The following is a 14,480-nucleotide window of genomic DNA, read 5'->3' as shown; positions in this document are numbered from 1 at the left end:
TCACCGCAATCCCTGTGGGAGCTGGCTTGCCAGCGATAGCGTCCGTTCAGTCAGCATATATGTTGAAGCGAATGGCCCTATCGCTGGCAAGCCAGCTCCCACAGGGGTTGTGTTGCAACAAACATTACGTCTGCCTGCGTACTATCGAGAACCCCATGCCTCAACCGCGTCCCTTCAAAGTTGCACTCAACGGCTACGGCCGCATTGGTCGTTGCGTCTTGCGTGCGTTGTTTGAGCGAGGCGAGAAAGCCGGGTTTGAAATTGTCGCGATCAACGATCTGGCGGACATGGCCAGCATCGAATACCTGACACGCTTCGACTCCACTCACGGCCGTTTTCCGGGCGAGGTGCGAGTAGAAGGCGATTGTCTGCATATTAATGGCGACTGCGTGAAGGTCCTGCGCAGTGCCACCCCCGAAGGCATCGATTGGGCGTCACTGGGCGTCGATCTGGTGCTTGAGTGTTCCGGTGCCTATAACACCCGTGAAGACGGCCAGCGTTTTCTCGACGCTGGCGCGCCACGTGTGTTGTTCTCGCAGCCAATGGCCAGCGAGGCGGATGTCGACGCCACCATCGTTTACGGCGTCAATCAGGATTGCCTGACCGGCGACGAACTGCTGGTGTCCAACGCCTCCTGTACGACCAATTGCGGCGTGCCGCTGTTGCGCTTGCTCGACAAGGCCATTGGCCTCGATTACGTGTCGATCACCACGATTCACTCGGCAATGAACGACCAGCCGGTGATCGACGCCTATCACCACGAAGACCTGCGCCGCACCCGTTCGGCATTCCAGTCAGTGATCCCGGTGTCCACCGGTCTGGCGCGTGGTATCGAGCGCCTGCTGCCGGAACTTGCCGGGCGAATTCAGGCCAAAGCCGTACGCGTGCCGACGGTCAACGTGTCCTGCCTCGACATCACGATGCAGACCGCCACCGCGACCGATGCCAATGAGGTCAACCGGATCCTGCGCGAAGCCGCCACCAGCGGCCCGCTCAAAGGTCTGCTCGCCTATACCGAGTTGCCGCACGCTAGCTGTGATTTCAACCATGACCCACATTCGGCCATCGTCGATGCCAGTCAGACCCGTGTTTCCGGCCCTAAGCTGGTGAACATCCTGGCCTGGTTCGACAACGAATGGGGTTTTGCCAACCGAATGCTGGACGTTGCAGAACACTATCTGCAAACAGCAACTTCAAAAAAACCGTAGGAAGTGCGACCCATGACCGTGTTGAAGATGTCCGACCTCGATCTGCAAGGTAAGCGCGTATTGATCCGCGAAGACCTCAACGTCCCATTCAAGGACGGTGTTGTCACCAGCGATGCGCGAATCCTGGCTTCGCTGCCGACCATCAAGCTGGCCCTGGAAAAAGGCGCGGCCGTGATGGTCTGCTCGCACCTTGGCCGTCCGACCGAAGGCGAGTTCTCCGCCGAGAACAGCCTCAAGCCTGTCGCTGACTACCTGAGCAAGGCCCTGGGCCGTGAAGTGCCGCTGGTGGCTGATTACTTGGGCGGCGTTGACGTCAAGGCCGGCGACATCGTGCTGTTCGAAAACGTGCGCTTCAACAAAGGCGAGAAAAAGAACGCTGACGAACTGGCCCAGCAATACGCTGCTCTGTGCGACGTGTTCGTGATGGACGCTTTCGGCACCGCTCACCGCGCCGAAGGTTCGACCCACGGCGTGGCCAAGTTCGCCAAGGTTGCGGCTGCTGGTCCACTGCTGGCCGCTGAACTGGACGCACTGGGCAAAGCCCTCGGCGCGCCGGCTCAGCCAATGGCGGCCATCGTTGCCGGCTCCAAGGTCTCGACCAAACTCGACGTGCTGAACAGCCTGAGCCAGATCTGCGATCAACTGATCGTCGGCGGCGGCATCGCCAACACCTTCCTCGCGGCGGCCGGTCACCCGGTCGGCAAGTCGCTGTACGAACCGGATCTGCTCGACACCGCACGCGCTATCGCTGCCAAAGTCAGCGTGCCACTGCCGGTTGACGTAGTGGTTGCCAAAGAATTCGCTGAAACCGCAGAAGCCACCGTCAAGCTGATCGCTGACGTCGCGGCTGACGACATGATTCTGGACATCGGCCCGCAAACCGCAGCCAACTTCGCCGAACTGCTGAAATCTTCGAAAACCATTCTGTGGAACGGCCCGGTCGGCGTGTTTGAATTCGACCAGTTCGGCAACGGCACCAAAGTGCTGGCGCAGGCCATCGCTGAAAGCTCGGCGTTCTCCATCGCCGGCGGCGGCGACACCCTGGCCGCGATCGATAAATATGGCGTGGCTGAGCAAATCTCCTACATTTCCACCGGTGGTGGCGCGTTCCTCGAATTCGTCGAGGGCAAAGTGCTGCCAGCCGTAGAAGTCCTGGAAAGCCGGGCCAAGGCCTAAGGCCGCCCGTTTGGCCAGGCAAAGGAGTGTTTACATGGTCAAGTCGTTAGCACTGTTGTTGCTGACCGGTACGCTGGCGGCCTGCGGGAGTAACCCGAAGGCCGAAGCCACGCCGGCGCCGAGCGAGTCGCAGAAGGGCTGTTATCAGGCCGACTGGCAGGCCGAAACCAACCCGGTGCTGAATAAGCGCTCGGGGCCGGATGGCCTGGACAAATACGAGACGCAAACCCGGCCAAGGAACATGGTTGTCCTTGACGGGTCTGACTCTTTAACTCAGGGCTGGCGGCGTGTGCTGTCAGTCGAGGAACACGGATGAAAGGCTTGATCGCCATTGCGGCGTTGGCATTGTTGGGCGGTTGCGCGCAGTTGAACCTGTTTCAGTCTTCTGCCCCGGCGGACAACTGGACCACCTGGACCTGCGACAGCCAGGCCAAAGTGCTGTGGCGCTACGCCGATGCCGGCCAGAAGGAAGTCGATGTTCGACTGGGTGGCGGTGATCAGGTCTATCGCCTGAAAGAAGAACCGGGCGCCTCGGGCACGCTGTACAGCGACGGCATGCTGGCGTTTCACGTCAAGGGAGAGGAAGGCCTGGTGTACTGGGTCGCCACCAATGACCTGATCGGCCGCGGCTGCAAAGCCGAGTAATTGCAACACCGCAGGCCCATTGTAGGAGTGAGCCTGCTCGCGATAGCGGCCTGACAGTCGCTGCAATATTGACTGAAAGATTGCTATCGCGAGCAGGCTCACTCCTACAGGGGTTCTGCGCAGTTCTGAAGAATTGGCTTTATCGAATCACCAGACCGGGCCTCAACCCCCGATCTGCAATCACTTGAATAGCCGCCGCCGCTCCGGCAGGCTGGCACGATTAACGACCCTCAACCGGGAGAGACACACACAATGGCACTTATCAGCATGCGCCAGATGTTGGACCACGCAGCCGAATTCGGCTACGGCGTTCCAGCCTTCAACGTCAACAACCTTGAGCAGATGCGCGCCATCATGGAAGCCGCTGACAAGACTGACTCCCCGGTGATCGTTCAGGCTTCGGCCGGCGCCCGTAAATACGCCGGCGCGCCTTTCCTGCGTCACCTGATCCTCGCCGCGATCGAAGAATTCCCGCACATCCCGGTGTGCATGCACCAGGACCACGGCACCAGTCCTGACGTCTGCCAGCGCTCGATCCAACTGGGCTTCAGCTCGGTGATGATGGACGGCTCGCTGGGCGAAGACGGCAAGACCCCGACCGACTACGACTACAACGTCCGCGTTACCCAACAAACTGTAGCCATGGCTCACGCCTGCGGCGTATCGGTTGAAGGCGAGCTGGGCTGCCTGGGTTCGCTGGAAACCGGCATGGCCGGTGAAGAAGACGGCATCGGCGCTGAAGGCGTTCTGGATCACAGCCAAATGCTGACCGACCCGGAAGAAGCCGCTGACTTCGTCAAGCGCACTCAGGTGGATGCTCTGGCCATCGCCATCGGCACCAGCCACGGCGCCTACAAGTTCACCAAGCCACCTACCGGTGACGTGCTGGCGATCGACCGCATCAAGGAAATCCACAAACGCATCCCGAACACCCACCTGGTGATGCACGGTTCCTCGTCGGTGCCACAAGAATGGCTGGCGATCATCAACCAGTACGGCGGCGACATCAAAGAAACCTACGGCGTACCGGTTGAAGAAATCGTCGAAGGCATCAAGTACGGCGTGCGCAAAGTCAACATCGACACCGACCTGCGTCTGGCATCCACCGGTGCGATGCGTCGCCTGATGGCCACCAACCCGAGCGAGTTCGACCCACGTAAATTCTTCGGCGCGACTGTTACTGCAATGCGTGACGTGTGTATCGCTCGTTATGAAGCGTTCGGTACTGCCGGTAATGCTTCGAAGATCAAGCCGATCTCGCTGGAAGCGATGTACCAGCGTTATCTGAAGGGTGAGTTGAACGCTAAGGTTAACTGAGCCTTCGAGTTGTAGATGCACTAAAAAACCGCCGTCGGGCGGTTTTTTAGTGCATTAGGAATGGTCAACTCAGAATCGACACTCGCTGAGCTGTTTGGATATTTCGCCTACATTAAATTTCCGTCAACTATCAGTCCTGCAGTACCCCCCGACAAGTCCTTATAAAATGGCCATAGCGCAGTGGCCTCGGGGTTGGATTTTTCTTTTTTAAGACCGTTCCACTCCTCGAAGTCTGGACCATCGTTGTTGTATTTAGCCTCGAACGCCCAATTTGCGTCGGATGTTGAAAAGCTCAAATCAGTTTTCTTGGCTGCGTTGTTAAAGTGAAATCCGCCGCTGATGTTTTCCTTGCCAGCAGCGGTGAGAAAAGTACCTGTAAAGCGACCAGCCGATTCATCCATGGTAGTGATTACAAGTTGATGGCCTTTCGGAAACGAGTTGTAAGTACCTTTCATATTTGAATGGGACATTTGAAGCCTCCGCTGTAAATTATTGAATTCAGTTCCTTTGAGTTGTCCCTAAGGAGCCGTTGCTGCGAGAACAGACTAGTTTTCAGCGTTATTCGTTGTCACCTGTAAAAAGTGACAGGTTTTTATATGCTTTTGAAATAATGATCTGTGCAATATGATCTATAGAAAAAGGGGCTTAGTAGAAAAAGGCGACGATTTATTTATCAATGGCAACTAAGGACGTAACACCAAAAGGCCCGCCATCCGTCACCCTTCCAGTTGAGCACAAAACGGGACAGATTTATTAAATCTCCAGGTTACCTCTAGAGCGTTGTGAAATCCGCATTCTCGTGATGTTTTCAATTTCTTCTGTGAAACGCGGACTGCCCGTCAATGGACTAGATAAGTCTGTCCCCTTTTTCCCTTTTATTTGAATAAATCTCTAATCTCTTCAAAGGTTGGCATCGTTGCTGGAACCACCGAGAGTTCGCAGTCCAACGCAGCCAAAACGCGCGCGTAAGCGATCATGCCAACAGAAAGGGTACCTTTCTCCACCGCTATGACTTTGTATCGCGTCAGTCCCGCCAGATCGGAAAGCTGAGCCTGCGTCAGGCCACGATTTATACGTTTTTCACGTAATTGAATGCCCAGACGGGTAATTAAAAAGAGAGTAATCCATGTTGCGCTACCGTAACATTTTGATCTCAATGTGGCGTATGCGGAACATTTAATCTATTTGGCTCAAGAAGCCCGTCGTGAGACGGGCTTCTTTGTGAACGACTACTCCTTTAGTTCAACGTGATCCAGTGCCTGATTTACCGCCAATTCACCGAGCATGACCACTTGCGCAATGCCTAGGGCAGTCTTGCGGTGTGAGGTATCGAGCATGGCGGCGAAGTTGTTGAGCATTTCGCTGGCTGAACCCAGGGTCTCGCTGGCGTTGGCCAGCAGGGATTCGGTGTTGTACTTCGGGTTGGCGAGGTACATGGGCTCGGGTTTATGCGTACTTGCCATGATGAAGGCGGACGGTTTGAGGTAGTGGTCGAGGGCGCGCTCGGCGGCGTCGTTGAGTTTTTTTGAATCGAGGGATTCGTAAGGGGATGCGAGATCTGTTTCTGGCGGGTGTGGCGTTGATCTGATCATGTTTCGTCTCCGGTAAATGGAGCCGACACCGGATCGCTACTAAACGAAGAGGGTGGCAGCTGAACGCAGGTTAGTAGACCGGGGAGACGCGACCGGCGCACCCGAAGGCGCCCTGCGAACAGCTACCATCAAGCGCGGGTTATGCCCGACTGAATGGTGCCAATGCGCATCGCGTAACCACGGGCTACTAAACCCGATCACTGGAAATCAGTGACGCGAATCAAGTTACCGATGGCCCGCCAGGCGCACAAGCCGGCGGATTCTGGCGTAGTGGTAGGCAACGACGCAAGCTGTTGTAGGCATCCGGAAGTAACCGCCGACAGATCTAAACAGCACTGTTTAAAGGTAGGAGCTGCCGAGGGCTGCGATCTTTTGATTTTGTCTTTTCAGAATCAAGAACAAGATCAAAAGATCGCAGCCTTCGGCAGCTCCTACCGTGGGGATTGGGTTATTTGTCGTGATCGATGTCGAGTTTGGAGAAGGTCACTTGGCCACCTTCGCTGGTGTACCCGGTGTTGTCCTGCACATAAACCCCAGCCTTGAAATACAGCGGCTTATTCCGCCACGTCGCACTGATCTGTGAGTCCCACTGATAACCCGCCGCACTGACACCCAACGCACCGCCAGGACTCAGGTGAATAAGGTAGTTGAATTCGCGATCCAGTTTGACCCCGGTGGCGAGGGTGATGACGCGGCTTTCGTCATCATCCGGGTGCATGCGCACTTTGATCACCAGATTGCCGGTTTCTGTTTTTGTCTTGTACTGATATTCAAGTTTGACCATCGGCTTCTGGCTTTCATAAGCATGAATCTGGCCGATGACGATCTTGCCCGAGCTGGGCACTTTGTTGACGGTGAGGGTCGCCCGCAGCAGGTTGTCGGCATCCGGGTAATACCAGTTGCGCAGGCTGCCGTTGCTGTAGGTCTCCCGCAGTTCGGTGCGCGGATAAATGGCGTTTTCGGTTTTTGACCCGGTAACCGGTGACCAGAAGAACAAGGTGCCGGTGTCGGAATGGAAGTACTGATCTTTGAAGCCGTTCACCAGTTTGGAGGTTTCGACGGTGTATGGCGGGCTGCCAACGGGAACGCTGAGGTTCCAGGTTGCGAGATCGATCATGTCGGTTCTTCCACTCAAAATTCACTGCACGTACGTGCCAGAAGCTCTAGCCCGCACGTTTTGGGGCGGCCTTTATAAGCGTAGAGGGATTTTTTGTTAATGCCCGTTTGGCAGATGATTGACGTCAACATCCTGTCGAAATGCCATCTCTGCCGGTTTCCGGGGGCTTCAGCGGTGACCGTTAGTCGGCAAACTCACGCTTTGGTTAAATGATGGCCTGATGACAGCTTCTGCTTTCTTGGATCCAGTACTAGAGTGAAGGCTCAGTATGTGTGCGGTTTTTACCGGAAGCCGACCAAAAGTCCCGACAAGAGAAGCAGCATGGAATGCGCGCAACCCCAGCCAGGCGAAGGCAGCTCTGTCCTTTTGATCGTTGATGATTACCCTGAAAATCTGATCAGCATGCGCGCGTTGCTGCAGCGTCAGGATTGGCACGTCCTCACCGCAGCCTCCGGTTTCGAAGCGCTCAATATTCTGCTCTCGCATGACGTCGATCTGGTTCTGCTGGACGTGCAGATGCCGGGCATGGACGGCTTTGAAGTCGCGCGCCTGATGCGTGGCAGCCAGCGCACGCGCCTGACGCCGATCATCTTTCTGACCGCCAACGAACAATCCCAGGACGCTGTGATCAAGGGCTATGCCAGTGGCGCGGTGGATTACCTGTTCAAGCCGTTCGACCCGCAGATACTCAAGCCCAAAGTGCAGGCGTTGCTGGAACACCAGCGCAATCGCCGGGCCTTGCAGCGCCTGAGTCATGACCTGGAAGTGGCACGCGCCTTCAATGCCTCGGTGCTGGATAACGCCGCCGAAGGCATTCTGGTGGTGGGCGAGGACGGTTTGATCCGCTTTGCCAATCCGGCTATTTCGCGGTTGCTCAACGCCCCGGTGAAGGAACTGGAAGGTAAGGAATTTCTCGACTATCTGCAGAAACCGCATATTCCGCTGTGGGCCGATTCCGAGTTTTATGCCAGCTATAAACGTGGCGAAACATTAAGACTGCACGATGCCTTGCTGCGCACCGCGCCCGGCCAGCAAGTGCCGGTGGCGCTGTCCTGTGCGGCGTTGCCTGCCGAGCAACACGCGATGGTGGTCACCGTGCTGGACATGTCGGTGGTGCGGCACTTGCACCAGCAACTCGAATTCCAGGCGGTGACCGATCCACTGACCGGGTTGCTCAACCGGCGCGGTTTTTACCAGACCGTTGAAAATCTGCTATTGCGTGGTGAGCGCAGTGATAGCAGTTGGGTCTTGCTGTATCTGGACCTTGATGGCTTCAAACGGGTCAACGACTCACTCGGTCACGATGCCGGCGATCGCGTGTTGCGCTGGGTTTCCGAGCAATTGAAAGCCTGTCTGCGACCGTTCGACATTCTGGCGCGCATGGGCGGCGATGAATTTACCGCGCTGCTGGATTTGGAGTTCCCCGAGCAAGCGGCGAAGATTGCCGAGAAACTCATCGAGCGGGTGTCAATCTGTCAGCAGATCGAGGGGTTGGACATCGCCCTCGGCGCCAGCATCGGCATCGCCACTTACCCGGACTGCGGCTCGAACCTCGACGGATTGCTGCGTGCTTCCGACATCGCCATGTACGAGGCCAAACGTGCCGGACGTCAGCAATATCGTTTCTACGATCATGAAATGAATGGCCGGGCGCGCTCGCGGTTGATGCTCGAAGAGAGCGTGCGTGCCGCCATCGAGAATCGCGATTTCAATCTGGTCTATCAACCGCAAGTGGCTATCGACACGGGCCAGATTCGTGGCTTTGAAGCGTTGTTGCGCTGGCAGCACCCGAGTGTCGGCGATGTGCCGCCGGGGTTGTTCTTGCCGCTGCTGGAAGAGGCGCGGCTGATCAGTCGCCTCGGCAGCTGGATTTATCATCGTGGCGCCGGCCAGCGCAAAGCCTGGGAAACCCTGTTTGCCGAAGATCTGGTGCTTGGCGTGAGTTTGAGCAACACCCAGTTCAGTCTGCCGAATCTGGTCACCGAGTTGCGTCAGGTGATGGAGCGACACGCCTTGCAGCCTCGGCAACTGGAGGTCGAGGTCACCGAAGAAGCGCTGATGCAGAATCCCGACGAAACCCGCAAACAACTGCGGTTGCTGCGCAATCTGGGCGTGCGGGTGGCGCTGGATGACTTCGGTTCCGGGCCGTGTTCGCTGGCGCATCTGCGTGATCTGGAGCTGGATACCCTCAAGCTTGATCGCCATCTTATTGCGCGGTTGCCGGACTCCAAACGCGACGCCTCGCTGGTCAGTACGGTGATCAGTCTGTGCAAACAATACGGTTTGCTGGTGATTGCCGAGGGGGTGGAAACCATCGAGCAATACCAATGGCTGCAAGCCCATGGCTGCGAATACGTGCAGGGTTTCCTCGTCGCGCGGCCGCTGATGGCCGAGGACGCGGTCAGCTTCGCCGAGCCGTTTGACTGGAGCGCACTGCCCGGTTGAATTCGCTACACTGGCGCACCTTTTCGAACCGTGTCGCTCGTCCATGACTGTGTTGAAGTACCTCCAGGCCTATCCCGCGCAATTACAGGATCAGGTGCGTCAACTGATTGCCGAAGGGCGTCTGGGTGATTACCTGAATCAACGCTATTCGGGGCGCCACGACGTGCAGAGCGACAAGGCTTTGTACAGCTACGCGCTGGACCTGAAGCAGGAATACCTGCGCAACGCCCCGGCCATCGACAAGGTGCTGTTCGACAACCGCCTTGACCTGACCCACCGCGCACTGGGTCTGCACACCACGGTGTCGCGAGTGCAGGGCGGCAAGCTCAAGGCCAAGAAAGAGATTCGTATCGCCTCGTTGTTCAAGGAGGCCGCGCCGGACTTTCTGAAAATGATCGTCGTGCATGAACTGGCGCACTTCAAGGAATCGGATCACAACAAGGCGTTCTATAAATTGTGCGAGCACATGCTGCCGGGGTATCACCAGGTCGAGTTTGATCTGCGTGTGTATCTGACGTGGCGCGATATGCAGGCTTAACAGTACGCAACCAGGAAGGTGTGGATGGACGTCAGCAAGACCAAAAGCAGTTTCTACCGTCGCTTATATGTGGCGTACCTGATCGACAGCGGTCTGGCGCCGAGTGTACCGACGCTGACCGACGTGACCGGCATGCCCCGGCGCACGGCGCAGGACACGATTGCCGCGTTGGCCGATCTGGATATCGTTTGTGAGTTCGAGCAGGAAGAGGGCGCGCGCAATCACGCCGGGCGCTATCGGATTCGCGAGTGGGGAGCGATTGATCGTGGGTGGATCGAGCGTAATTTGCGGCAGATCAAGGCAGTTCTGGAGTATCCCTGAAAAAGAGCCCCTCACCCAGCCCTCTCCCGGAGGGAGAGGGCGCCGATTGGGGGATATTGGAGAGATACGCCGACCTGAACAAATTGCTGTGAATCCATAATCGACGCGGTTTTTCAGGTCGATGTCTGACGCAAGACAACTCGGTCAGTCCCCTCTCCCACTGGGAGAGGGCTAGGGTGAGGGCTGTTCAGGCCCGACGCATCCCAATGTGTGGAATGTCATCCTCCAGATACTCTTCACCCGCCACAACAAACCCGTACCGACCGTAATACCCCTGCAAATGCGCCTGCGCTGACAGATAGATCGGCACCTGCGGCCAATGCTTCTCCGCCTGTTTCAACGCCTGCTCCATCATTTCGTGCCCCAGCCCTTTGCCGCGCCCTTGCGGTGCGGTAATCACGCGGCCGATCACCACGTCACCCCCCTGGGATTCCGGATCCAGCAGGCGCAGGTACGCCATCAACTGGTCATCCTCCCACCCCATCAGATGGTAGGTGTCGCCTTCCAGATCCTGGCCATCGAGGTCCGGATAGGCGCATTTCTGCTCGACGACGAACACGTCCGAGCGCAGCTTCAACAGCGCGTATAGCTGTTCCTTGCCCAGATCACTGTGATGTTTGCAGACCCATTCGATTGTCATTTGCCGATTCCTTGAACGTGTCGCCCGATACTAAGCGCCCACGGCAAAGATGTCTGTATGGCGTAAGAGTCTGTGACAAAGGTCAAAATGCCATCATTCCTTTCTCGCAGCCTCGGTGACTTTGTGTAATCTGCTGGAGAGCCCTGTGCACTGGCTGCAATGAGCTAATGTTAGGGCCTGGGTTTTGCCGGTAAGGGGCCTTGGGGTTTTGGCTGAAAACATGCTGGGCAACTCGCCCGCTAAGGATTTTCAAGCATGCCGCGTTTGCATCGAGCCGTTGCTTTGACCGGATTGCTCTTGCTGGCTCAGACCGCTGCAGCGGAGAAGCTGCGGCTGGTGTTTGATATCTGGCCACCCTTTACCGACGACACTCTAGTCAACGGCGGTCTGGCTACCGACATTGTCACCACCGCACTCGCCCGGGCCGGCTATGCCAGCGGTTATGAGCAGGTGCCGTGGGCGCGGGCGCTGCTTGGCGTCGGCGAGGGCCGCTACGATGTGTTGGTCAACGCCTGGTACAACGACGAACGCACCAGGTTCGGCCAGTTCTCCGGGGAATACCTGCTCAACCGCATCCGCTTTCTCAAGCGCAAAGACACGCCACTCGACTATTCCAATCTGCAGCAACTGCACACCTATCCGATTGCGGTGGTGCGCGGCTACGCCTATTCGGCGCCGTTCGATGCCGACACGGCGTTGCAGAAAGTCCCTGTGCATAACTTCGCCATGGCCGTGCGCATGCTCGCGGCAGATCGGGTCAAGTTGACGCTGGAGGATGAATATGTGGCGAAGTATTACCTGGCGCGGGAATCCGCCAAGGTGCGCGATTCGGTGGAGTTTTTACCCAAGCCGTTGAGTGAGAACAGCCTGCATATATTGGTGAGCCTGAAGAATCCGCAGCATGAGCAGATTGTCGCGGGGTTTGATAAGGCGATTGCGGCGATGAAGGCGGATGGGAGTTATGACAAGTTGTTGAGGCAGCATGGGATGTGAGTTTCTGATTTCAGAGTTGCGTTGTTGCTGATGGCCTCATCGCTGGCAAGTCGAATCGTCGCACCGCAGCTCCCACAGGTTTTGCGGTGTACACAAATCCTGTGGGAGCTGGCTTGCCAGCGATGAGGCCCGCCAAGGCAACTCAAACTTCGGCGGTGTCCTTGATCAGATGCGCCGCCAACGTCCGCAGCGGCCCCAACTGCCTGCAAATCAACGCCAGTTGCGTCTGCACCAACCGCTGCCCCTCATCGATCTCATCGGCCATCTGCTCCAGCTCATTGGCCAGCGCTTCTTCTTCATCACTCTGAATCGCCACCGGCTGCTTGTTGGCCAGCCCTTGGGCGATTTCATCAATACTCGTCGCCAGTTTCACCCCGGCGCCTTCGATCAAATGCTCGCGCACATCCGCCGGCAACTGCGTCTCGCGATGCGCGCCCAGCCCTGACAGATAACTCAGCAAGGTGTGCGACAGCACCAGAAAGCGGAAGCCGACATCGGCTTCCTTACGGAAATGCCCCGGCTCCATGAGCATGTTCGCCAGCGTTGTCGACAGCGCCGCATCGGCGTTGTGCGCGTTGCGGCGGGCCAGCCGATAGGCGAGGTCATCACTCTTGCCGGCGGCGTATTGCTGCATGATCTGGCGCAGGTAGATGCTGTTGCAGGTCAGGGTGTTGGCCAGCACTTTGTTAAGGCGTCGGCCCTGCCAGTCCGGTAGGAACAGGAACACCGTCAGACCGGCAATCAGGCTGCCAAGCAAGGTATCGAACAACCGTGGCAGGAACAGTCCGTAACCGTCACCGACCTGATTGAAGCAGAACAGCACCATGATGGTGATCGCCGCTGTCGCCAGGGTGTAGCGGGTGGTGCGGTTGGTAAAGAACACCACGCCGGCAGCGATGGCGAAACACGACTGCACCAACGGGCTCGGGAACAGATCGAACAGCGCCCACGCCACGGTCAGGCCGATGGCGGTACCGAAAATCCGCTGACCGAGTTTGCGCCGCGTCGCGCCGTAGTTCGGCTGGCAGACGAACAGCGTGGTGAGGATGATCCAGTAACCCTGCGACGGGTGAATCAAATGCACCATGCCGTAACCGATACTCAGCGCCAATGGCAGGCGCAGGGCATGCCGGAACAGCAGAGACGTCGGCGTCAGTTGCGTGCGCAGGCGCACCCAGACGTCTTTGAGGTTGCGCGGTGAGCGGTCGAGCAGGCTGCTGTCAGTCGCATCGGCCAAGGCGTCGGGGTTGCTCGCGTCGCTAAGCAAGCGGTCGAGGGTGCCGAGGTTGGCCGCCAGGGCGCGCAGCGAACGCAGCAATCCGCGCCAGGCCGGATTGCTCTGGATGCGCAGGTGTTCGAGGGAGGCGTCGAGGTCGCTGAGGGCTTCGGCGAAACTCGCGTCATAAATAAATGGCTGGCGCATCTGGATCGATTCGGCCAGAGCGCGGCAGGCCTTGCCTTGCTGGCGCAACAGGCGTTGGCAGCGGAACAGCACGTCGCTGTGGAAGAACGCTTCGGCCAGTGCGTTGTACGGATAGTGCGAAGAACTCGCGCGTTCGTGGATGTCCTGAGCGAGGAAGTACAGCTTCAGATAACGGCTGACTTTCGAGCCGGGGCGGCCATTGCCGACGCGGTGCAGAATGATTTCCTTGGCACTGTTCAGCGCCGCCACCACGCGACCGTTTTGCTGGGCCAGTTCCAGCCGCCGGGCTTCGACGTCCATCTGCCGGATCGGCTCGAACAGCGAAGATTTCAGCTTCAGGTAAAACCCCAGTTCGCGGAACAGTCGCGCCAGACTCTGCTGCACCGGCTGGTTGGAAAACATTGCCTGCCACAACACCGAGAGCAAGCCGTACCACGCCGCACCGGCGACCAGCAGCATCGGTTCGTGCCAGAAATCGGTGACCGCACCGCCGCGCTGATCAACGCCGATCATCGTGTATACCGACAGAATCAACGTCGCCGAGGCAATCGCGCCATAGCGCTCGCCGAGCGCCCCGAGCATGGTCAGGCCGAAACTGGCCAGCGCCAAAGCAATGGCAAACACAATGGGGTAAGGGAAGAGCAATTCCACCGACAGCGCGGCGATGCTGAAACACACCAGTGTCACGGCGAGGGCGTTGAGGCGGCCCTGCCAACTGTCGTCGGTTTCGGCCAGGGCGCTGGCGATAATCCCCAGGAACAACGGGATCAGCAGGCCCATTTCATCCTGATACCAACACAGCGCCATGCTGCCGGTCAGGGCGATGAACACCCGCACGCTGTAGCTGAATTTATCCAGCGCCCACAGGCGCCGCAAAGACTGACGAAACGAGGTCGAGGACATGAAGTGCGAAGGCCTTCCGAGGCGATGCCGCTAAATTGAGCCAGTAATGACGCCGACGCAATGGCGCCGATCACATCTGACAGCAAAAAGTGTTCCTTTGAGATCTTGTGTAGAACTAAATCTTGAATTGGGCACGGAACCCTGTGGGAGCTGGCTTGCCAG

13 protein-coding genes and 2 pseudogenes are annotated in these 14,480 nt (G+C 57.7%); 9 read left to right on the top strand and 6 right to left on the bottom strand.

The features are described 5' to 3' along the window. Positions 1-155: 155 nt before the first annotated feature. The 5 genes and pseudogenes from epd to fba all read left to right on the top strand — a co-directional run bounded on the left by epd (position 156) and on the right by fba (position 4,346). Positions 156-1,208 carry an erythrose-4-phosphate dehydrogenase gene (gene epd / locus LOY43_RS26480; RefSeq protein ID WP_064388120.1) on the top strand — a complete coding sequence of 351 codons (1,053 nt, stop codon included), beginning with the start codon at positions 156-158 and terminating at the stop codon, positions 1,206-1,208. Positions 1,209-1,220: 12 nt separating this feature from the next. Continuing rightward, positions 1,221-2,384, top strand: a complete 1,164-nt coding sequence (locus tag LOY43_RS26475; RefSeq protein ID WP_258708926.1) for a phosphoglycerate kinase — start codon at positions 1,221-1,223, stop codon at positions 2,382-2,384. Positions 2,385-2,418: 34 nt separating this feature from the next. Further along, positions 2,419-2,639 (top strand): annotated as a pseudogene (locus tag LOY43_RS26470) (hypothetical protein). A gap of 57 nt (positions 2,640-2,696) precedes the next feature. Then, a complete protein-coding gene (locus tag LOY43_RS26465; protein WP_008081029.1) occupies positions 2,697-3,029 on the top strand; it encodes an MliC family protein in 333 nt (110 codons plus the stop codon). A 252-nt stretch (positions 3,030-3,281) separates the two neighbouring features. Beyond that, on the top strand, positions 3,282-4,346 hold the full coding sequence (gene fba / locus LOY43_RS26460; RefSeq protein WP_007913760.1) for a class II fructose-bisphosphate aldolase: 1,065 nt from the start codon (positions 3,282-3,284) through the stop codon (positions 4,344-4,346). A gap of 107 nt (positions 4,347-4,453) precedes the next feature. Here fba and LOY43_RS26455 read toward each other — a convergent pair whose 3' ends face one another. The 4 genes and pseudogenes from LOY43_RS26455 to LOY43_RS26445 all read right to left on the bottom strand — a co-directional run bounded on the left by LOY43_RS26455 (position 4,454) and on the right by LOY43_RS26445 (position 7,055). After that, the gene (locus LOY43_RS26455) at positions 4,454-4,816 is read right to left on the bottom strand and encodes a hypothetical protein (RefSeq protein ID WP_095126244.1); all 363 of its coding nucleotides are present in this window, start codon (positions 4,814-4,816) and stop codon (positions 4,454-4,456) included. A gap of 405 nt (positions 4,817-5,221) precedes the next feature. Beyond that, positions 5,222-5,474, bottom strand: a pseudogene (locus LOY43_RS28745) (helix-turn-helix domain-containing protein). 101 nt (positions 5,475-5,575) lie between these two features. Next, positions 5,576-5,938: a DUF6124 family protein gene (locus tag LOY43_RS26450; RefSeq protein ID WP_095050239.1), complete on the bottom strand. Its 363-nt coding sequence runs from the start codon at positions 5,936-5,938 to the stop codon at positions 5,576-5,578. A gap of 448 nt (positions 5,939-6,386) precedes the next feature. After that, on the bottom strand, positions 6,387-7,055 hold the full coding sequence (locus LOY43_RS26445; RefSeq protein ID WP_258708925.1) for a polysaccharide lyase family 7 protein: 669 nt from the start codon (positions 7,053-7,055) through the stop codon (positions 6,387-6,389). A 321-nt stretch (positions 7,056-7,376) separates the two neighbouring features. On the opposite strand from LOY43_RS26445, the gene LOY43_RS26440 reads away from it, so the two are divergent. The 3 genes from LOY43_RS26440 to LOY43_RS26430 are packed head-to-tail and all read left to right on the top strand — an operon-like array spanning position 7,377 to position 10,359. After that, positions 7,377-9,500: a bifunctional diguanylate cyclase/phosphodiesterase gene (locus LOY43_RS26440; RefSeq protein ID WP_258708924.1), complete on the top strand. Its 2,124-nt coding sequence runs from the start codon at positions 7,377-7,379 to the stop codon at positions 9,498-9,500. A 43-nt stretch (positions 9,501-9,543) separates the two neighbouring features. Beyond that, complete coding sequence (locus tag LOY43_RS26435) at positions 9,544-10,038, top strand: M48 family metallopeptidase (protein WP_095050242.1); 495 nt, start codon at positions 9,544-9,546, stop codon at positions 10,036-10,038. A gap of 24 nt (positions 10,039-10,062) precedes the next feature. Beyond that, positions 10,063-10,359 carry a helix-turn-helix domain-containing protein gene (locus tag LOY43_RS26430; RefSeq protein WP_008081019.1) on the top strand — a complete coding sequence of 99 codons (297 nt, stop codon included), beginning with the start codon at positions 10,063-10,065 and terminating at the stop codon, positions 10,357-10,359. A 187-nt stretch (positions 10,360-10,546) separates the two neighbouring features. Here LOY43_RS26430 and LOY43_RS26425 read toward each other — a convergent pair whose 3' ends face one another. After that, positions 10,547-10,999: a GNAT family N-acetyltransferase gene (locus LOY43_RS26425; RefSeq protein WP_034153611.1), complete on the bottom strand. Its 453-nt coding sequence runs from the start codon at positions 10,997-10,999 to the stop codon at positions 10,547-10,549. 255 nt (positions 11,000-11,254) lie between these two features. On the opposite strand from LOY43_RS26425, the gene LOY43_RS26420 reads away from it, so the two are divergent. After that, a complete protein-coding gene (locus LOY43_RS26420; protein ID WP_095050243.1) occupies positions 11,255-11,992 on the top strand; it encodes an ABC transporter substrate-binding protein in 738 nt (245 codons plus the stop codon). A gap of 142 nt (positions 11,993-12,134) precedes the next feature. Here the strand turns inward: LOY43_RS26420 and yccS are convergent, their stop codons facing one another. Further along, entirely contained in the window at positions 12,135-14,318 is a 2,184-nt protein-coding gene (gene yccS, locus LOY43_RS26415; protein WP_095050244.1) for a YccS family putative transporter, read from the bottom strand. Between the last annotated feature and the right edge of the window lie 162 nt (positions 14,319-14,480).

The sequence above is a fragment of the Pseudomonas sp. B21-041 genome, from assembly GCF_024748675.1.
Taxonomy (GTDB): Bacteria; Pseudomonadota; Gammaproteobacteria; order Pseudomonadales; family Pseudomonadaceae; genus Aquipseudomonas; species Aquipseudomonas neuropathica.
Note: the sequence above shows the minus strand (reverse complement) of the source record. Positions and strands in the feature narration are given on the sequence as shown.